Raw genomic sequence first — 19848 nt, 5'->3', positions numbered from 1 at the left:
AGGCAGAACAATATGTTCTGCCTTTTTGCTTTATAATTTATTTTTAGTCTATTATTATCTCGAATAAGTACTTCGACTACTTGAACTTGAGCTACTACTTGAAGGACGACTATAACTGCTACTTGAGCTACTCGGGCTGCTGTAAGACGAACGACTATAACTGCTACTTGAGCTACTACTTGAAGGACGACTATAACTACTGCTTGAGCTACTCGGACTACTGTAAGACGAACGACTATAGCTCCTACTTGAAGGACGACTATAGTTACTACTTGAGCTACTGCTCGGACTACTGTAAGACGAACGACTATAGTTACTACTTGAGCTACTGCTCGGACTACTGTAAGTTGAACGACTATAACCGCTGCTTGAGCTACTTGGACTGCTGTAAGTTGAACGACTATAGTTACTACTTGAGCTACTGCTCGGACTACTGTAAGTTGAACGACTATAGTTACTACTTGAGCTACTCGGACTGCTGTAAGTTGAACGGTTATAATTACTTGAATTAGCTGACTTACTTCCGCTATAAGACGTACGGCTATAGCTACTATTATTACTATTAGCGTTATTATTGCTATAGCTATTTCGGCTATACGTAGTTCTACTATAATCACCTATAGACTCTTTTCTACCGGCATTCAAATCTTGGTAATTTGTATATCCTGCGTCTTTATAGGTTGTTCTAAATGATTTTTCAGGGTTTTGTTTTTCGTAATAAGTTGTACGATTACTGCTATAGACTTGTTCAGCAGTTCGACTATATCTATATGGGTGATAAAAATAGTTGTTGTTGTAATCAATATGAGCGTGGATATGCGTAACATAACGATGTGTAGCATATGGCGAATATCCATAGTAATAACTTGGATAATAATTCCAATACCAACTTGAATGATAAGGTCTATATGAGCTTACCCAAAACAGAGAAAATAAAGGAGGTGTACTATAATACACTGGCTCATAGATATAATTCGGTCCATAAAAATATGGATTACCTACAAACTGTACGTACGTTGTCCCTCTGCGATTATCTTTTTCCACTTCAATAGTAAGAACATCTTGGTAGCGGTCAGCTCCCAAAACAGCTTGAACAATAATAACATGGGTATAATTCTCAACAACTTCCACAACACGTAGATAATCTACATACCCGTCATTGTTTAAATCTAAGTTAGATATCCTAAGTTCAGGATCGTTTAATCGGTATTCAAAATCAGCCAAATCAGAAGATTGACCAAAAATAGAGGCAACTGCTTGAATATCTAAATTATCACTTATCCCATAGCTTACAGCTTGAACTGTCGTCTTTTGGGCATAGAGTGACATACTCAACAAAGCAACTATTAAACCTATAAAATATTTCAATTCTCTCATAACAATCATTTTTAGATAGACTCATCTATTGCAATCAATAGATGCAATAAACATACCATTGATATAAAGCAAGATACAGAAAAAGACTATACACGACTTATAATAATAACTTAAATTCAACAAGAGTATTGTATTGTCGCCTTACTACTAAAGGAAACTTTCTGAGGCAATACAAGTTAGAATACCCACTTTAGATTTAAAAATAGTTCAGTACAAATTCATAGAACATCACATAAAAACAAGATAATTGATAGAAAGAAATATACATACAGGAAAATCAAAGCGCACATTGTGTAATAATCTCATGTAAACAACCTACTTAAAACAATGTTTTTGAAGTAAATACATTTTTTGAGAAGTGTAGCATATAGTCTTACATTTTTAGTAATTTTGCTCTATAATTCAGATATATGATTGAAAAAGAAGAAATAAATTTTGAACGCTCAGTAATAGTTGGAATTATTACTCAAGATCAAGATGAGTCAAAATTAAACGAATACTTAGATGAGTTAGAATTTTTGACATTTACAGCAGGAGGAGAAGTCCACAAACGTTTTTCACAAAAAATGGATAAACCAAATCCAAAAACATTTGTTGGAACTGGAAAAATGGAGGAAATACATCATTATATCGTTGAAAATGATATACACACCGTTATTTTTGATGACGAATTATCTCCTGCACAACAAAAGAACATATCTAAGATACTCGATTGCAAAGTACTTGACCGTACAAACCTAATCTTAGACATTTTTGCCCAAAGAGCACAAACGTCTTATGCGAGAACACAAGTGGAATTGGCACAGTTTCAATATCTCTTACCAAGGTTATCTGGTATGTGGACACACTTGGAGCGTCAGCGAGGTGGAATCGGAATGAGAGGACCTGGAGAAACAGAAATTGAAACCGATAGACGTATAGTTCGCGATAGAATCTCACTTTTGAGAGATAAACTAAAGGTAATTGACAAACAAATGGCTTCACAGCGCAGCAACCGCGGTGCTATGGTAAGAGTGGCATTAGTTGGGTACACCAATGTTGGAAAGTCAACTTTAATGAATGCAATTGGAAAAAGTGAAGTATTCGTTGAGAATAAATTGTTTGCAACGTTAGACACTACTGTTCGAAAAATTGTAATTGGAAATCTACCATTTTTGCTATCTGATACAGTTGGATTTATACGCAAATTACCAACTCAATTAGTAGAGTCATTTAAAAGTACTTTGGATGAGGTAAGAGAAGCTGACTTGTTATTACACGTAGTTGATATATCTCACCATGATTTCGAAGATCACATTGCATCAGTTAATGAGATTCTAAAAGATATTAAAAGTGATGATAAACCAACTATCATGGTTTTTAATAAAATAGACGCTTATGTACCTGAGACAATCGAAATAGATGATTTGATGACAGAGCGCACTTCAAAACACTATTCTATTGACGAGTGGAAAAACACATGGATGAATAAAGTAGGGCAAGATAACGCTATTTTCATCTCTGCTACCAACAAGGAAAACTTTGAAGAGTTTAGAAAGAAAGTGTATGAAAAAGTACGTGAAATACATATTACACGTTTTCCATATAACAACTTCTTGTATCCAGATTACGACCATTTATTAGAACCTGGAGGTGAAGAATAAGTAATTTGTTTATAAATATTTACTGTTAAAAAATAAAAGTAAAAAAAAAATTACTACATTTACACTTACATAAAAAACAAAGATTATATGTATCAATCATTAAATAATAATATCTCTAATAATAATTTGAATTCGCCGTACGATTCAAAGAGGGATGCTATTGTTTTTGATTTAAGTTAATTATATATTATTTCATTATCCGTTTAAAGCTCCTCTTTCGAGGAGCTTTTTTTTGCTTTAAACTGAAACATTTTAAAAATTAAATATCATGAGTAAACAAGAAATTTTACAAACCGAAGAAGCCATTGCACTAGTTAAGAAAACATTTTCTCAAAACTTATGCAATGCATTGAACTTGTACCCTATCTCATCTCCAATGATCGTGAATGAAGGAACAGGAATCAATGATGACTTGAATGGTATCGAGCGTCCAGTGTCGTTTCCAGTAAAATTTCTTAACAATAATCACGGTGTTGTAGTCCACTCTTTGGCGAAGTGGAAAAGAATTCGCCTGAAAGAATTAGAGCTAGAAGTTCATGAAGGTATCTTAACGGATATGAGAGCTTTGCGTCCTGATGAAGACAGTAGCCCAATACACTCAATCTACGTAGATCAATGGGATTGGGAATTAAAGATTGACAAAGTAGATCGAAGTTTGAGTTACTTAAAGAAAATTGTGAGACTGATCTATCAATCCCTGCTAAACACGGAAGAAGAAGTTCACTTGCAGTATGGATACGAAAGAGTATTGCCTAAAAAGCTATCTTTTATTCATTCTGAGCAACTTTTACAACTTTACCCTACACTAACTCCAAAAGATAGAGAACATGCCATAGCGAAAGAATATGGCGCTGTATTTATCATAGGAGTTGGCTACAAATTAAGCAACGGAGAATCCCATGATAGTCGCTCAAGTGATTATGACGATTGGAGTACTATCTCAGAAGACAAGTACCACGGTTTAAATGGGGATTTGCTTGTATGGGATGAAGAGTTGAGTCGCTCATTAGAATTATCTTCCATGGGGGTTCGAGTAGATAAAGATGCATTGGAACATCAATTGGCCTTAACTGGATCACAAGACAAATCAAAGTTATACTATCACAATTTATTGTTGACGGATCAGTTACCACTATCCATAGGTGGTGGATTAGGACAATCGAGAATATGTATGTTTCTCTTAAAGAAAAAACACATTGGAGAAGTCCAAGCAAGTATTTGGCCAGACCAAGTAAGAGAAGACGCAATAAAACAAGGCATCAACCTTCTATAATAAAAAAGGCACAATACGCTAAATCGTATTGTGCCTTTTTCATATTCTTTAAAAGATAGCTTTCTTAGAAATTATAGCTTAAGCCAACTCCTAATACTTCTCTTAACTGAAATCCTTTGTAAGCTTGGTCATCGTAAACCGCTTGGAAAGTAAAGTTAGTTGATAAGTACTTGTTGATTTTCATCACTAAGTTCAATTGATAGTCAACTACAACGTTTCCTGGTTTTTCTAAATAATTAGAATAAAGGTTTAAGATATTCTCAGCAGATACATTCTCCATAATGTCGAATTTGTAGTATCCGTTGATAGACATCCCCAGTTGATACTCCATTGATTTTCCTTTCTCAACACCAAAAGCGTCTCCAAAATCAGTAAAATGACTGTGAACGAAGATAAATCTCGAAGTTGCAGGAGCAATGTTAACTTTTAAGTTATCATTTTTCTTCCACAACATACCAGGTCCGATTTGTAAGTAAGCAGGAGACATAAAGTGTGAATTGTATCCACCGTCTTTATCTGTTCCTCTATCCATTTGTGTCTTAAAGTTTAAGAATAATGAATAGTACCAATTGTTAGACGCTTGCTTACCTAAAACTGAATTCAACTCTAAACGGTCATTAGTTTTCTTTTGGTCCTCCCCTTTTAGCTTCGTAAAACCATAGTTCACGATTAACTTGTTATCCCAAGTCCAATCCTCTTTTTGGTAATTCAAATCATAATTCAAATTCAAATTTCCAGAAAAGTTATTATCTCCACCAGCTTGCCAGTTTGAGAAACTCGATTGGCTCACAAGAACTGCAAAGTTCCCTTTAGATTTCCATGGACCAGTTACTTCCGTAGTCTCAGCTTCTTGAGCATGAGATGAATAAAAAGCAGAAACAGCTAATAAACTTAATAAGAATTTTTTCATATTGTTAAATTTTTAAACAAAAATATAAAATCCAAATAATGCGATCTATTTTTTAAGACTTCGCTTATAAACAGGTACTGCCGAACAGGCTTCACCAAACATAACTGAGCGAGCGTGTTCCATCATCAATTGAGTAGACAAAACGTAGGCCTCCTCTGGGATTGCCTTATTTGAGCACCCTTTAATAATAACTGGTAAATCCCTATATTCAGCGTAATTTATACTAAATAAAATTTCTTGATAAATTGATTTTTCCAAATGTGCTTTATCACCTAAAAACACACGTTTTGCAACAGGTTGTAGGTGGCTGGTTAAAACCATATACGCCCAAGCAGGTAAAATCGCATCTGTTGAACAATACAAACCTACATACGCATTTTGATATTGATTCCAATCTACTTCCTTCAAGGCAGCTCTAAACTCTTTCTCACGCAACACAAATCCCTCATACAACCATTGAGCAATGTCTATCTCTAATCGAGGATTAGTAGGATAATAGTCCTCTAAGTCGAAAACTTTCAAAGCACTATTGGCAACTTTATTTACAATTTCTCCTTCCATAATTACAGCATTCCCAACTCTAACTTAGCTTCTTCACTCATCAAGTCTTTTGTCCAAGGTGGATCAAATGTAAGCTCAATTTCAACTCCTTTGACGTTGTCAATAGATTTGACCTTCTCCTCTACTTCCATCGGCAGTGTTTCAGCCACAGGGCAGTTTGGTGAAGTTAAAGTCATCAGAATTTTAACATCATTTGTTTCATTTACGAATACGTCGTAAATCAATCCTAATTCATAAATATCTACAGGAATCTCAGGGTCATAAATAGTCTTAAGAATACCTACGATATTTTCTCCTAATTTTTGTACATCTATTTCTTCCATAATTTGCTCTGATTAATTTTTAGCTTGATAAGCTAAGGCATACATTTTAATTTGTTTAATCATCGAAACAAGACCATTTGCACGCGTTGGCGATAAATGCTCCTTTAAACCGATATCGTCAATAAACCCAAGGTCTGCATCCATAATGTCAACAGCCTTCTGTCCAGAAAATACCCTAATCAGAATAGCTATAATCCCCTTCGTTAAAATAGCATCGCTATTTGCAGTGAAAAAAACGTTTCCTTCACTTTCTTCAGCATGCAGCCAAACTTGCGATTGACAGCCTTTAATTAAGTTTTCAGCTACTTGATATTTCTCGTCGATTAACGGTAATGACTTACCTAATTCGATAATATACTCGTAGCGTTGCATCCAATCATCAAACATTGAAAACTCATCAATGATTTCTTCTTGTGCTTCTTTGATTGTCATATTGTTTTTTCTTATTATTATTCTCTATTACGAAAGCATCATTTTAGCCTTCTTTACAGCTTCGACTAAGATGTCAATCTCCTCTTTGGTATTGTAAAAACTAAAAGACGCTCTTACTGTCCCAGGAATACCGAAAAAGTCCATAATCGGCTGCGTACAGTGGTGACCTGTTCGTACTGCAACACCCAATTTATCGACAATTACCCCAATATCATAAGGGTGAATTCCCTCAATATTAAATGAAATCACCGAAGTTTTCTCTTGTGCCGTACCTATAATTTTCAATCCTTCAATTTCCAACAAGCGCTTTGTTCCATACTCTAACAGTTCGTGTTCATAAGCAGCAATATTGTCAAAGCCAATCCCATTCAAATAATCAATGGCATGACCTAAGACAATTCCCCCTGCTATGTTAGGAGTTCCAGCCTCAAACTTATGTGGTAAACACGCATAAGTTGTCTTTTCAAATGTAACTGTTTTGATCATCTCTCCTCCACCTTGGTAAGGAGGCAGTTTATTCAACCACTCCTCTTTTCCGTACAAAATCCCAGTACCAGTAGGTCCGCAAACTTTGTGTCCTGAAAACACATAAAAGTCACAGTCCAACTCAACAACGTCAGGGCGTATATGTGGAGTAGCTTGAGCACCGTCAATTAGAACTGCCGCACCGAACTGATGAGCCTTCTTTATAATCTCGCGAATTGGGTTAATAGTCCCCAAAGCATTAGAAATATGTGACACTGCCACAACCTTTGTGTTCTCATTCAAAAGCTTATCGTATTCTTCCATGATAAGCTCTCCATGCTCATTCATCGGAATGACCTTTAAAGTAGCACCTGAACGCTCACAAGCGAACTGCCAAGGCACAATATTAGAGTGGTGTTCTAAAGCAGAAATGACTACCTCATCACCTGCTTTTAATAAGCTACCAAAACCATTAGCTACAAGGTTTATACTAAAAGTAGTCCCAGCAGTGAAAATAATTTCGTGGTTGTGCTTAGCATTTATATGATTTTGTATTTTGGCTCTAGCTTCTTCATATGCATCGGTAGCCAATTGGCTTAACGTATGTACTCCGCGATGAATATTTGCATTGATTGTCTCGTAATACTTGATTATAGCATCCTCGACAACTTTTGGCTTTTGAGCAGTAGCCGCATTATCAAAATACACTAATGGCTTTCCATTCACTTGTTGTGTAAGAATTGGAAAGTCTTTTCGAATTGATTTTATATCTAACATACTACTATTCAATTTTATTACTTAATAATTCCTGTGCTTTTAAAGTAATGCACAATTCACAGCAAAGATAATCAATACTATACTTTTCAGTACAATATATTAATTTAAAATTAATCTAAATATGTTTTGTTCCGGAGCAAAAACCTCATATTTTTGCCTCAATTTAGATTCAATTCAAATTAGTATAAAAATGAAAAAACTTATTGCATTAACACTCTTAACCCTTGTGTTCATTTCTTGTAACCAAAAGAAAACAGAACAACCGCAAATCGAAGAAAGAATCATCTCTTTGAATGGAACGATAACTGAAATCTTAGTAGAATTAGGTAAAAAAGATAATATCGTAGGTGTCGATGTTACAAGTACTTATCCTGAGGATATAAAGAAAACAGCTACAGATTTAAATCACACGAGTAAAATATCAATAGAAAGCTTAATGTCTTTGAAACCAACGACTATATTCGCTATCACAAAAGACATAAACGAAGATCTTAAGAACCAAATTGCCAATTCAGGAATAAAATTAGAGTTAATAGATCAAAAGTACACTGTACAAGGAACAAAGGACTTAGTAAAGCAAATAGCAACATCCTTAAACATAACAGATTATGAGCACATCAGTGCTAATATCCAAAAAGACATGGAAAATCTACACCAATTTGAAGTAGCTCCAAAAGTACTATTCATATACGCAAGAGGAGCATCTATGTTGATGGTAGCAGGAGATGAAACCCCTGTAAATAACATCATTCAATTAGCTGGTGGTCAAAATGCGATAACAGAATTTAAAGGTTACAAACCATTAACTCCCGAATCTCTTTTAAATACAAATCCAGATTACATTCTAATGTTTACTTCAGGAATCCAGAGTATGGGAGGCGTTGATGGCGTTTTAAAAATTGAGGGAATAGACAAAACCAATGCAGGAAAGAACAAGAATATCATTGCAATGGACGGGCAACTTTTAAGTGGATATGGACCGAGACTTGGCCAAGCAACAAAAGAGCTTAACACCCTATTCGCTAAACAACAATAAACAAAATGCAAAGAAAACTCTCTTTTTACCTTATAATCCTTTCCATTCTATTAATTACAATTGCGTTAGTATCAATTTTCATTGGAGTTTATAAGTTTGAAGATGGAAGCATCCAAACAATAATCAAAATCATCTTTACCCAAGAAGAAGTAACCCCAAGTGATAGCTATGTGTTTTTAGACGTGCGATTACCACGTGTCATTATGGCTATTTTAGTAGGTGCCGCGCTATCGCTATCTGGAACAACCTTACAAGGAATGTTCAAGAACCCTTTAGCATCACCAGATCTAATTGGAGTTACAGCTGGTTCAGTACTATTTGCAGCAATAACAATTGTACTTGGGCATTATATTAAAGCTTACATACCAGAGGCAGTTCACTACTCCTTATTGAGTTTAATGAGTTTTATAGGTGCCATGATAACGATGACGTTCGTGTACAGAATGTCAACCTCAAAAGGAAAGACTAATGTAAGCGTCCTACTTTTGTCAGGTGTTGCTATCACAGCACTTACAGGGGCAGCCACAGGACTACTAACCTATATCTCAGAAGAAGAAGAATTGAGAAACTTAACCTTCTGGACTTTAGGAAGTCTCGCTGGAGCTACGTGGACAAAAGTAAGCATCTTAGCAGTCGTGATGCTTATTGCCGTAATACTGCTAATAAACAAAGGCAAATCACTGAATGCCATGATGCTTGGAGAAAATGACGCAGCACACTTAGGTATCCCAGTAGAAAGCATCAAGAAACGCATCGTATTGCTTTCTGCATTGATGGTAGGTACCTCTGTTGCCTTTTCTGGTACTATAGGATTTGTTGGTCTTATTGTACCCTATATATTGCGTTTAATATTCAAATCAAACTACTACTATATACTCCCACTTTCGACAATATGTGGAAGTATTTTATTATTAGTTGCGGACACTTTGAGTAGATCTATTATACCGCCTTCAGAGATACCAATAGGAATATTGACATCAATCATGGGCGCACCAGTATTCATAGCAATCTTAATAAGATTCAAAAAGTCACTATAATGATACAAGCACAAAAAGTAAACTTTAAATCTCGAGAAACTTACATCATAAATGAAATAGACTTCAGTTGTGAAAACGGTGAGTTTATAGCGATATTAGGACCTAATGGTGCAGGTAAGTCCACTTTCCTGAGTGTTTTGGCAAATGAGTTACACCAAAAGGGAAATAAGATTCTACTGAAATCATGTGAATATGACAAATGGTGTGATAAAGAATTACCTAAGCACAAAGCGAAGTTCTCTCAACACCACAACAACGACATTCCCTTGAACGTAGAAGATGTAGTCATGATGGGGAGATATCCCTATTTTGATCACACTCCCTCTGATGCAGATAAAAAGGCCATTCAACACAGTATGGAATGCATTGATATATGTCCTTTAAAAAGCAGGGAATACAATCATCTCTCAGGGGGTGAAAAACAAAGAGTACACTTAGCAAGAGTACTGTCACAACTCAACAACGATGTGGAGAACAAACTATTATTCTTAGATGAACCACTCAATAATTTAGACGTACTACATCAGCATAAAATATTAGAATTGATTAAAGATTTTACGGCTAAAGGCAATACAGCTATTGTAGTCTTACACGACTTAAACTTAGCTGCGCAATTTGCCGATAAAATCTTATTACTACAAAAGGGACAAAAAGTATCTTATGATATACCAGAAAATGTACTTACACAAGAAATAATTTCTCGTGTTTACAATTTCCCTTGCGTGGTAACTAAAAATCCAGTTAACAATAATCCCTTAATCATTTTTGGGTAAATTAGAAGACATGAACAAAGAAACACTTACTTTAAAGGAACGTTGGGCTGAATTAAAACAGCAGAATCCTCACTTGAGAATACGAAATGCAGCTACAGAACTAAACGTAAGCGAAGCTGAACTATTAGCTACACAAATTGGAGAAACAGTAACAAGATTAAATACAAACTTAGTTGAACTTCTATCGGAGATTGAACAATTAGGTAAAGTAATGGCATTGACAAGAAACAATGAATGTGTTCACGAAAGAAAGGGCGTGTATAGCAACCCAGATTTTTCGTCTCCTCATGCAGGATTATTTGTCAATCCCGATATAGATTTGCGCATATTCTTAAGCCATTGGACTAAGGCGTATGCAGTAGTAGAGATGGCAGGTGACAAAGAGAGAAAGAGTTTACAATTCTTTGGAAAAGATGGAGAGGCAATTCACAAGATATACCTAACCCCTCAAAGTGATGATTCAGCTTTTGATGCCTTAGTCAAAAAGTACAGATCAGACAACCAAGACTCACATGAGCCAACAGAAGCCTATCAGGTTAATCTCGATGAGAAATTAGATGAAGAAATAGACGTAAAAACTTTTCAACAAGAATGGAAAGAGTTAAAAGATACGCACAACTTCTTCTCTCTTTTAAAGAAACATCACTTGACAAGAACACAAGCATTGCGTTTAGCGCCTGATGAGTTTCACGCCAAACAGATAAGCAAAGAAAGCATAATCACCATGCTCGAAAAAGCAGCTGAGATGCAAACACCAATAATGGTATTTGTAGGAAATAGAGGAAATATACAAATTCACACTGGTGAAGTAAAACGCCTGATGTGGCACCAAAACTGGTATAATGTATTAGACCCAGACTTCAATATGCATTTGGATATGGACAAAATCGCCCAAACATGGATTGTGCGAAAACCAACTGAAGACGGTATCGTAACTGCCATTGAAGTATTCAATGAAATGGGGGAAATAATAGTACAGTTTTTTGGCAAACGAAAACCTGGAATACCAGAACTTCAAGCATGGAGAGACATCGTAGAACCCTTGTCGTAATAAACCATAAAAAGACCTTAAATTAATTTTTAAGGTCTTTTTATTTATGCTATTATCAAAAAGAAAAAAACAACATACTTTACAACAACGTTGAGAATAATCGTGCAATAAACAGAGAGAAATAAAAAAATATACAACTACACTAAAGCGAGAAATTTAAATATGATAAATACAAAAAATTACAATAATTAAGTTATTAATACTTTGTTGATAACTAATTCAAATATTTAAAATCCAAAGGTTGAATGACCTCTCAATATGTCCTATCTTAGCTTTTACAAAAACTTGTAATTCAACCTACTTTATATTCCTCGGCAGCACCTAATACTGCAAGAATCAATATTTTTGAGGGTATAAAATGTCCTATCTAATTAGGGTGAAACAAGCAACGGATTATTAAAATAAATTTTTTTTGCTATGTCTATTTTTGATAAAAGAGTTAACTACAAACCGTTTGAGTATCCTGGAATTTACCAATTCACAGATGCTATTAATAAGTCATTTTGGGTTCATAGTGAAGTAGACTTCACTGCTGACACGCAAGATTTTCATTCACACCTAACAAAAGAAGAACAAATAGCTATCAAACACAGTTTATTGGCTATTGCTCAGATAGAAGTTGCAGTCAAGACATTTTGGGGTAACCTTTATCAACATTTCCCAAAACCAGAATTCAATGGATTGGGTAGTACTTTTGCAGAATGTGAATTTAGACACTCTGAGGCATATTCACGTCTATTAGACGTATTGGGATATAATGATGAGTTCGAAGATTTATTGACAATTCCCGTAATTAGAGAACGCGTAGAATACCTTGGTAAGGTATTAGAAAACTCTAACAACAATACAGATCGCAAAAAATACGTTGTATCATTAATCCTATTCTCTCTTTTGATTGAGAATGTTTCCCTGTTTAGTCAATTTGCCATTATCCTATCTTTTACAAGATTCAAAGGGTTAATGAAAAATGTAAGCAATATTATTGCTTGGACTTCGATAGATGAACAAGTACATGCAAATGCAGGTATTTACATTATCAATATAATAAGAAAAGAGTTTCCAGATTTCTTTGATGAAGAATTGATTGCCCATGTAAATGATGTCATTCACAACTCCATAGAAATTGAAAGCAAAATCCTGGATTGGATATTCGAAACAGGAGATATAGAATCAGTGAACAAACATGACTTACTAAACTTTATGAAGTTTAGAGTAGATGAAAGCATGGTGAAGATTGGCTTAGACAAAGTATTCAATATCACTGCAGAGCAGTACAAACCAATGCAATGGTTTGAAGAAGATGTATTTGCAAATACCTTAGATGATTTCTTTGCCAAAAGACCTGTAGATTATACTAAACACGACAAAAGCTTTACAGCAGACGACTTGTTTTAAAAAAAAAAGAAAAAATTGTTATAAAAAATTACCAAAACTAAGAGCATGAATAACTTCTCATTACAATTACAAATAGAGGACAATAAAAACTTAAGAGAGAAACTTTGGTGGAAAAATTCTGAAAGTGAACAGATACTTAATAGAGGCTATCTTCTTAAGGGAGAAACAGTGGAGGGTGCTATTGATCGAATTGCATCTGCAGCTGCAAGAAGACTATATAAGCCGGAGCTAAAGGAATCATTTCAAGAAATGATAGAAAGAGGTTGGATGAGTTTAAGTTCACCTATTTGGGCCAACATGGGAACAGAAAGAGGATTGCCTATTTCGTGTTTCAATGTGAATATACCTGACAGTATTGAGGGGATCACTCATAAGTTAGGAGAAGTAATCATGCAAACTAAGATTGGTGGTGGTACCTCAGGATATTTTGGAAACCTAAGAGAAAGAGGAAGTGCAGTGACGGATAATGGAAAAAGTAGTGGAGCAGTTAGCTTTATGAAGTTATTCGATACTGCTATGGACACAATATCGCAAGGAGGTGTTCGCCGTGGTGCTTTTGCAGCCTATTTAGATATTGATCACCCAGATGCTGAAGAATTTTTAAACATCCGCAATATTGGTAATCCAATTCAAAACTTATTTTACGGTATTTGTATTCCAGATTATTGGATGCAAGAGATGATTGATGGGGATAAAGATAAGAGAATGCTTTGGGCGAAAGTATTAGAAAGCAGACAACAAAAGGGGATGCCTTACTTGTTCTTCTCTGACAATGTAAATACAAATAAACCGCAAGTTTACAAAGACAATAATATGCGTGTCAACGCAAGTAACCTTTGCTCAGAAATCATGCTTCCGTCAAATGATGATGAATCATTCATCTGCTGTTTGTCGTCAATGAACTTAGAATTATATGATGAGTGGAAAGATACAGAAGCAGTTAAATTGGCAATCTATTTCCTTGATGCAGTATTACAAGAATTTATTGAGAAAACAGAAGGTAACTACTATTTAGCACCAGCAAACCGCTTTGCGAAAAGACATAGAGCTTTGGGATTAGGAGTACTTGGATGGCACTCTTATTTACAAAAGAACATGATACCTTTCGAAGGCTTACAAGCTAAAATGCTAACGAATAAAATATTTGAAGATATAAGCAATAAAGCTGATAAAGCATCTCAAGAGTTAGCGAGAATATATGGAGAACCTGAATTATTAAAAGGTTATGGAAGAAGAAATACCACAACAATGGCTATTGCTCCTACTACTTCATCTTCTGCAATCTTAGGACAAACTTCACCAGGTATTGAGCCTTTCAGTAGTAATTACTACAAAGCTGGTTTATCTAAAGGAAACTTTATGCGTAAGAATAAGTACCTAACAGAACTACTTGTCAGTAAAGGTTTAGACAATGAAGATACATGGAGAACGATCATGCTTAACGGCGGAAGTGTTCAACAAATAGAAGGACTTACTCAAGAAGAAAAAGATGTATTTAAAACATTTAAAGAAATCAGTCAACTTGAGATTATCCAACAAGCGGCAATCAGACAAAAATATGTCGATCAAGCTCAAAGTTTAAACCTAAATATTCCATCTGCTTTACCAATCAAAGAAGTGAATAAATTAATGATTGAAGCGTGGAAATTAGGTGTAAAAACATTATACTACCAACGCAGTCAAAGTGTTTCTAAGGAAATGGTAACAAACTTAGTGACATGTAGTAGTTGTGAATCATAGAGAATATTTATCATAAATTCAAATTCTAAAAAGAGAGAGCTTTTTGTAAAGGTTCTCTCTTTTTTTTATTCAAGAGGATAAAGTCAAAATCAAATCTATCAAAAAACTTATAACCTATATACATCGCTAAATCAAGCGAAGCAGATAACTCGGCATATTTCGAATACCAAAAATAAACAAGTAAAAGCACTCCTTTATTGCATAAAAAACTCCTGTAGTTGTGTTAGCTCTTCTATTAATAAAGTACACACATGTGACGGTTGAAAGCCTTTAGAACATCATTAAAGTATTTCTATCTATCCCTACCAAGATTGACCAATTAATCAGTAAGTCAAATGAAGTCAATCTCTATATCACTAAATAGGCAATCAACATGCCCGAGATTAAATGTTGCGAAATTAACCAGTCTGATCATGGCGTTTAATCCCATAACACATCAACTTATTCTTCCTGGTTGCTAAAATTTTGTCCTCCAAATTAACTTACTTTCTTAGGACTTCCTTGCACCTTTCTTCGGGTATTCTTGCACTTTTGCTCGGAAAAAGGGGTGTTTCAGCAAGGAAACTGCCAGAAACCCCAAAGAATACCCAAAGAAAGTACCAGCGATCTAACAGTTATCCATCTCTAAGTCAATTACTTTCGAATACAATTACCTGATAGAATTTTTGAGTAAGAAGTAGTAAAGTGGATATGATTCAAAGCACTAACGCTTTTTTCAAAATAAGAAAAGTGCTCAAACACCACCTCAATAATAAAGTGAATAGTAAAGTAGCACAATGTCAGTGCTGATAAATCATGTAAAGGATTTGCAGTAATATCCAATAAAAAAAGACAATAAACATCTACTGCATTCACCATAATCTGTAGTGACAACCTACATCAAAACAAAATCAACAACGATTTAGTACATAAACGACTCGCTAATCGATTTTATACAATAAAACAACGATGAGGTTGGTTAAGAAAAATAAAGGCCCTAAAAGAGCTAAAAACAAACAAAGTCATGAAGCTACTCTTTACCTTCTTGAATACTCTCCTCCTATCACACCAAACAAAAACTCCAATAACTAAACATCTGTGCCAATAAAATCACAATCAACACAAAGAAATTCAAGTCTTATTTAGCAATTTTCAGGAAACATTAGAAGATATACTTCTTAAACAATACAAAATCGCCACCCTGAAAAAAAATGGTACAGTATTAGATATATTCAAAGTACAACAAAAAACAACAACTTTTTTCTTTTAGATAACCAGACTATATCCCCACATAGTCTGGTTTCTTTTTTATAAGAGATATTGATTTTAAAGCAAAAAAAATAAGGTTGTCTCTAAAAAAGAAACAACCTTATTTTCCATTAAAATATAAATAGAAATTAAATTTCAAATCCCATAGATACTCCCAACTTAGTAGCAATCAATTTTGCAACCTTCGCTTTCAACTCAGGTATCTTTACAGTTTCCATTACTTCGTCAGTAAAAGCGTACATCAACAACGCTTTTGCCTCCTTCTGAGGAATACCTCTTTGGCGCATATAGAACATAGCCTCATCGTCTAATTGTCCTATAGTACATCCGTGAGAACACTTCACGTCATCCGCGAATATCTCTAATTGCGGTTTAGTGTAAACAGCGGCCTTCTCACTTAACAAGATATTGTTGTTCTGTTGGAATCCGTCCGTTTTCTGAGCGATTTTATCTACGTAAATCTTACCGTTAAACACACCAACTGAATTATCGTCATAGATGCTCTTATAATTCTGGTGACTTTCACAGTTTGGCTGATTGTGAGATACCAGCGTGTAGTGATCTACGTGTTGTTTGTTTCCAATCAATGTAATCCCCTTAAGCGTACTATCGATGCGTTCACCATCTTGATAGAAGTTCAAGTTATTACGCGTAATCTTACCTCCAAAAGAGAAAGTATGTACAGACACACGGCTTTCTTGTTTCTGCTTAATGAATGTATTGTCAATCAAGTTACTGCTTTCCAAATCATTCTGTAACTTATAATAATCACAGATTGCACGTTTATGAGCAAATATTTCAGTCACTGAGTTCGTTAAAACATTTGAGTCAGTTAAACTTTGATGTCTTTCTAATATCTGAACGTGAGCATTCTCACCTACGACAACTAAGTTACGAGGTTGAGTCAATAAAGCTTGATCCTCCAGTGTCGTGAAGTAAATAATCTCGATTGGTTTCGACACTACTTTGCTCTTAGGTACATTGATAAAAGCACCTTCAGTCGCATAAGCACTATTCAATGCAGAAAACACATCAGATTTGTCAACCGCTTGATTATAGTAATTATCGATAACCATTTTATACTTAGGTTTGTTCATTGCCGAAGACATTAAACAAACATCAATACCGTCGTGAGTAGTTTCAGACAAATGAGAGCTAAAAATACCATTGATAAAAACCAATTTGTACGTATCTGAATCACTCAAGAAGTATTTCTTAACTTCTTTATAATCTAAGGCTACTTCTTTTTTAGGAAGAATCGTAAACTCTTTCTTAAGAATAGAGTTTAGTGACGTGTACTTCCAAGCTTCCTCTTTTTTAGTAGGAAACCCCTTTTCTTCGAAAGTCTTAAGTCCTTCCAAGCGGATGTTGTGTAACACATCGTGTTCACCAGTTAACCCTTGTTCGAAAGCAACAAAAGACGTAATTAATTTATCTTTAAGTTCCATATGTATTTACTATTAGAAATGATTAAATCAGTTAATTGGTTTACTTCTTATTTTTCAACAGAAGATTTAATCCAATCATAACCTTTCTCCTCTAATTCTAAAGCTAATTCTTTACCACCCGTCTTCACAATTTTACCATCGTGTAAAACGTGTACAAAATCAGGAACAATATATTCTAATAAACGTTGATAGTGCGTAATAACGATGATTGCATTGTCTTTACTTTTCAGCTTGTTTACACCGTTAGCAACGATTCTCAAAGCATCGATATCCAATCCTGAGTCAGTTTCGTCTAAGATTGCCAATTTAGGCTCTAACATAGCCATTTGGAAGATCTCATTACGCTTTTTCTCACCACCAGAGAATCCTTCGTTAAGAGAACGAGAAAGAAACTTTCTATCGATTTCTAACAACTCTGCTTTCTCTTTAATCTTTTTAAGCATTTCACTTGCAGGCATTTCTTCCATTCCCTGAGCTTTACGCGACTCATTGATAGCCGTTTTCATAAAGTTAGTCACGGATACACCTGGAATCTCTACTGGATATTGAAATGATAAAAACACACCTTTATGTGCTCTTTCTTCAGGAGCTAATTCACCAAGCTCCTCACCTTCTAAGATGATATCACCTTCAGTAACTTCAAAAGCTTCATTACCAGCGATTACAGAAGACAAAGTACTTTTCCCAGCACCGTTTGGTCCCATAATAGCGTGAATTTCTCCAGCTTTTACTTCTAAGTTAATTCCTTTTAAAATCTCTTTATCTTCAACACTTGCGTGTAAATTCTTTATCTGTAACATAAGTTTAATTGTATTTAATTGAGGTTTTGTTTAAAATTTCGCTGTCTTTCTATGGATTAACCCACACTTCCTTCAAGCGAAATCTCTAATAACTTTTGAGCTTCTACTGCAAACTCCATTGGCAATTTGTTCAAGACTTCTTTAGAGAATCCATTAACGATTAAGGCAATAGCCTTTTCAGTTGGGATCCCTCTTTGATTACAATAGAAGATTTGATCTTCACCAATCTTACTCGTAGTTGCTTCGTGTTCAATCTGAGCAGTAGGATGCTTTGCTTCAATATAAGGGAAAGTGTGTGCTCCACATTCATTACCCATTAACAATGAATCACATTGAGAGAAGTTTCTTGCATTCTCAGCACGTGGTCCTACTTGTACAAGACCTCTATAACTATTTTGTGATTTACCTGCAGAAATACCTTTAGAAATAATAGTTGAACGCGTATTCTTTCCAAGGTGAATCATTTTAGTACCTGTATCTGCTTGTTGGAAATTATTAGTAACAGCAATTGAATAGAACTCACCGATAGAATTATCCCCTTTCAAAATACAAGAAGGATACTTCCAAGTCACAGCAGATCCCGTTTCTACTTGTGTCCAAGATATCTTAGCATTTTTCTCACATAGACCACGTTTAGTCACGAAGTTAAACACTCCACCTTTACCACTACTATCACCAGGGAACCAGTTCTGTACTGTCGAGTATTTAATCTCAGCATCATCCATAGCAATAAGCTCAACTACAGCAGCGTGTAATTGGTTTTCATCACGTGAAGGAGCAGTACAACCTTCTAAATAAGAAACATAACTTCCCTCATCAGCAATAACAAGAGTACGCTCAAACTGACCTGTACCTGCTTGGTTAATACGGAAATAAGTTGATAGTTCCATTGGACATCTAACTCCTTTCGGAATATAACAAAATGATCCATCAGAGAATACTGCAGAATTCAATGCAGCATAAAAGTTATCAGTTTGCGGTACAACGCTACCTAAATACTTCTTAACTAATTCTGGGTGGTTCTTAATCGCCTCAGAAATAGAACAAAATATAATACCTCTCTCAGCTAATGTAGCTTTAAAAGTAGTTGCTACAGACACAGAGTCCATAACAATATCCATTGCAACACCACTTAATCTCTTTTGTTCTTCAATAGAAATACCAAGTTTGTTGAATGTATCTAACAGTTCAGGATCTACTTCATCTAAACTATCCAACTTCGGTTTAGTCTTTGGCGCTGAATAATAAGATATAGCCTGGAAATCAGGCTTCTCATATCTCACATTGGCCCACTCTGGTTCAACCATAGATTCCCAAATACGAAAAGCTTCAAGCCTCCATTCAGTCATCCATTCTGGCTCACCTTTCTTCGCAGAAATAGCCCTTACAATATCCTCATTTAAACCAATAGGCAAAGTATCTGCTTCTATATCCGTATAGAATCCATACTCATACTCTTTGGTTTCTAATTCTTTCTTTAAATCTTCTTCTGTATACTTACTCATATTTTAATCCTTAAAAGCAGTACCATAATATGCTTTTCCGTTAAACTATTTAAT

17 protein-coding genes are annotated in these 19848 nt (G+C 35.0%); 8 read left to right on the top strand and 9 right to left on the bottom strand.

The annotated features are described in order from the left end of the window. Positions 1-54 precede the first annotated feature (54 nt). Positions 55-1377, bottom strand: a complete 1323-nt coding sequence (locus NWE55_RS07475) for a hypothetical protein (RefSeq protein ID WP_160339810.1) — start codon at positions 1375-1377, stop codon at positions 55-57. A 410-nt stretch (positions 1378-1787) separates the two neighbouring features. On the opposite strand from NWE55_RS07475, the gene hflX reads away from it, so the two are divergent. Beyond that, entirely contained in the window at positions 1788-3020 is a 1233-nt protein-coding gene (hflX, locus tag NWE55_RS07470; RefSeq protein ID WP_155091933.1) for a GTPase HflX, read from the top strand. A 268-nt stretch (positions 3021-3288) separates the two neighbouring features. Then, entirely contained in the window at positions 3289-4293 is a 1005-nt protein-coding gene (gene asnA / locus NWE55_RS07465) for an aspartate--ammonia ligase (protein WP_155091932.1), read from the top strand. 64 nt (positions 4294-4357) lie between these two features. On the opposite strand, the gene NWE55_RS07460 is transcribed toward asnA, so the two are convergent. The 5 genes from NWE55_RS07460 to NWE55_RS07440 are packed head-to-tail and all read right to left on the bottom strand — an operon-like array spanning position 4358 to position 7761. Then, positions 4358-5203: a DUF3078 domain-containing protein gene (locus tag NWE55_RS07460; RefSeq protein WP_155091931.1), complete on the bottom strand. Its 846-nt coding sequence runs from the start codon at positions 5201-5203 to the stop codon at positions 4358-4360. A gap of 45 nt (positions 5204-5248) precedes the next feature. Continuing rightward, positions 5249-5764, bottom strand: a complete 516-nt coding sequence (locus tag NWE55_RS07455) for a DUF2480 family protein (RefSeq protein ID WP_155091930.1) — start codon at positions 5762-5764, stop codon at positions 5249-5251. Positions 5765-5766: 2 nt separating this feature from the next. Then, complete coding sequence (locus NWE55_RS07450) at positions 5767-6087, bottom strand: SUF system Fe-S cluster assembly protein (protein WP_155091929.1); 321 nt, start codon at positions 6085-6087, stop codon at positions 5767-5769. 12 nt (positions 6088-6099) lie between these two features. Next, on the bottom strand, positions 6100-6519 hold the full coding sequence (locus tag NWE55_RS07445; protein ID WP_155091928.1) for a SufE family protein: 420 nt from the start codon (positions 6517-6519) through the stop codon (positions 6100-6102). 27 nt (positions 6520-6546) lie between these two features. Continuing rightward, positions 6547-7761 carry an aminotransferase class V-fold PLP-dependent enzyme gene (locus NWE55_RS07440; RefSeq protein WP_155091927.1) on the bottom strand — a complete coding sequence of 405 codons (1215 nt, stop codon included), beginning with the start codon at positions 7759-7761 and terminating at the stop codon, positions 6547-6549. 190 nt (positions 7762-7951) lie between these two features. Between NWE55_RS07440 and NWE55_RS07435 the strand changes: the two genes are divergently transcribed. The 6 genes from NWE55_RS07435 to NWE55_RS07410 all read left to right on the top strand — a co-directional run bounded on the left by NWE55_RS07435 (position 7952) and on the right by NWE55_RS07410 (position 14793). Continuing rightward, the gene (locus NWE55_RS07435; RefSeq protein ID WP_155091926.1) at positions 7952-8797 is read left to right on the top strand and encodes a heme/hemin ABC transporter substrate-binding protein; all 846 of its coding nucleotides are present in this window, start codon (positions 7952-7954) and stop codon (positions 8795-8797) included. A 5-nt stretch (positions 8798-8802) separates the two neighbouring features. Continuing rightward, positions 8803-9834, top strand: coding sequence for a FecCD family ABC transporter permease (locus tag NWE55_RS07430; RefSeq protein WP_155091925.1), 1032 nt, complete (start codon positions 8803-8805; stop codon positions 9832-9834). Further along, positions 9834-10607, top strand: coding sequence for a heme ABC transporter ATP-binding protein (locus tag NWE55_RS07425; protein WP_155091924.1), 774 nt, complete (start codon positions 9834-9836; stop codon positions 10605-10607). The genes NWE55_RS07430 and NWE55_RS07425 overlap by 1 nt, the downstream gene beginning before the upstream one ends. A 10-nt stretch (positions 10608-10617) precedes the next feature. Continuing rightward, positions 10618-11658, top strand: a complete 1041-nt coding sequence (locus tag NWE55_RS07420) for a hemin-degrading factor (RefSeq protein WP_155091923.1) — start codon at positions 10618-10620, stop codon at positions 11656-11658. Between the two features lie 417 nt (positions 11659-12075). Next, a complete protein-coding gene (locus NWE55_RS07415; RefSeq protein ID WP_155091922.1) occupies positions 12076-13053 on the top strand; it encodes a ribonucleotide-diphosphate reductase subunit beta in 978 nt (325 codons plus the stop codon). A 45-nt stretch (positions 13054-13098) separates the two neighbouring features. Further along, positions 13099-14793, top strand: coding sequence for a ribonucleoside-diphosphate reductase subunit alpha (locus NWE55_RS07410; RefSeq protein WP_155091921.1), 1695 nt, complete (start codon positions 13099-13101; stop codon positions 14791-14793). A gap of 1376 nt (positions 14794-16169) precedes the next feature. Here the strand turns inward: NWE55_RS07410 and sufD are convergent. From sufD to sufB, 3 genes are read right to left on the bottom strand one after another with little or no spacing between them, the layout of a single operon-like run. Further along, positions 16170-17489, bottom strand: a complete 1320-nt coding sequence (sufD, locus tag NWE55_RS07405; RefSeq protein ID WP_155091920.1) for a Fe-S cluster assembly protein SufD — start codon at positions 17487-17489, stop codon at positions 16170-16172. Positions 17490-17536: 47 nt separating this feature from the next. Further along, complete coding sequence (gene sufC / locus NWE55_RS07400; protein ID WP_155091919.1) at positions 17537-18289, bottom strand: Fe-S cluster assembly ATPase SufC; 753 nt, start codon at positions 18287-18289, stop codon at positions 17537-17539. 56 nt (positions 18290-18345) lie between these two features. After that, positions 18346-19794, bottom strand: coding sequence for a Fe-S cluster assembly protein SufB (sufB, locus tag NWE55_RS07395; RefSeq protein WP_155091918.1), 1449 nt, complete (start codon positions 19792-19794; stop codon positions 18346-18348). Positions 19795-19848 lie beyond the last annotated feature (54 nt).

Source organism: Myroides albus (assembly GCF_024722315.1).
Taxonomy (GTDB): Bacteria; Bacteroidota; Bacteroidia; order Flavobacteriales; family Flavobacteriaceae; genus Flavobacterium; species Flavobacterium album_A.
This window is presented reverse-complemented; position numbering and strand designations above follow the sequence as displayed.

What these genes read in the sequence shown, in the direction of transcription:
- asnA (WP_155091932.1), top strand. Translation starts at nt 3,289, where the DNA reads ATGAGTAAACAAGAAATTTTACAAACCGAAGAAGCCATTGCACTAGTT.
- NWE55_RS07420 (WP_155091923.1), top strand. Translation starts at nt 10,618, where the DNA reads ATGAACAAAGAAACACTTACTTTAAAGGAACGTTGGGCTGAATTAAAA.
- NWE55_RS07430 (WP_155091925.1), top strand. Translation starts at nt 8,803, where the DNA reads ATGCAAAGAAAACTCTCTTTTTACCTTATAATCCTTTCCATTCTATTA.
- sufD (WP_155091920.1), bottom strand. Translation starts at nt 17,489, where the DNA reads ATGGAACTTAAAGATAAATTAATTACGTCTTTTGTTGCTTTCGAACAA.
- NWE55_RS07415 (WP_155091922.1), top strand. Translation starts at nt 12,076, where the DNA reads ATGTCTATTTTTGATAAAAGAGTTAACTACAAACCGTTTGAGTATCCT.
- sufB (WP_155091918.1), bottom strand. Translation starts at nt 19,794, where the DNA reads ATGAGTAAGTATACAGAAGAAGATTTAAAGAAAGAATTAGAAACCAAA.
- hflX (WP_155091933.1), top strand. Translation starts at nt 1,788, where the DNA reads ATGATTGAAAAAGAAGAAATAAATTTTGAACGCTCAGTAATAGTTGGA.
- NWE55_RS07445 (WP_155091928.1), bottom strand. Translation starts at nt 6,519, where the DNA reads ATGACAATCAAAGAAGCACAAGAAGAAATCATTGATGAGTTTTCAATG.
- NWE55_RS07450 (WP_155091929.1), bottom strand. Translation starts at nt 6,087, where the DNA reads ATGGAAGAAATAGATGTACAAAAATTAGGAGAAAATATCGTAGGTATT.
- NWE55_RS07475 (WP_160339810.1), bottom strand. Translation starts at nt 1,377, where the DNA reads ATGAGAGAATTGAAATATTTTATAGGTTTAATAGTTGCTTTGTTGAGT.
- NWE55_RS07435 (WP_155091926.1), top strand. Translation starts at nt 7,952, where the DNA reads ATGAAAAAACTTATTGCATTAACACTCTTAACCCTTGTGTTCATTTCT.
- NWE55_RS07410 (WP_155091921.1), top strand. Translation starts at nt 13,099, where the DNA reads ATGAATAACTTCTCATTACAATTACAAATAGAGGACAATAAAAACTTA.
- NWE55_RS07440 (WP_155091927.1), bottom strand. Translation starts at nt 7,761, where the DNA reads ATGTTAGATATAAAATCAATTCGAAAAGACTTTCCAATTCTTACACAA.
- sufC (WP_155091919.1), bottom strand. Translation starts at nt 18,289, where the DNA reads ATGTTACAGATAAAGAATTTACACGCAAGTGTTGAAGATAAAGAGATT.
- NWE55_RS07460 (WP_155091931.1), bottom strand. Translation starts at nt 5,203, where the DNA reads ATGAAAAAATTCTTATTAAGTTTATTAGCTGTTTCTGCTTTTTATTCA.
- NWE55_RS07455 (WP_155091930.1), bottom strand. Translation starts at nt 5,764, where the DNA reads ATGGAAGGAGAAATTGTAAATAAAGTTGCCAATAGTGCTTTGAAAGTT.
- NWE55_RS07425 (WP_155091924.1), top strand. Translation starts at nt 9,834, where the DNA reads ATGATACAAGCACAAAAAGTAAACTTTAAATCTCGAGAAACTTACATC.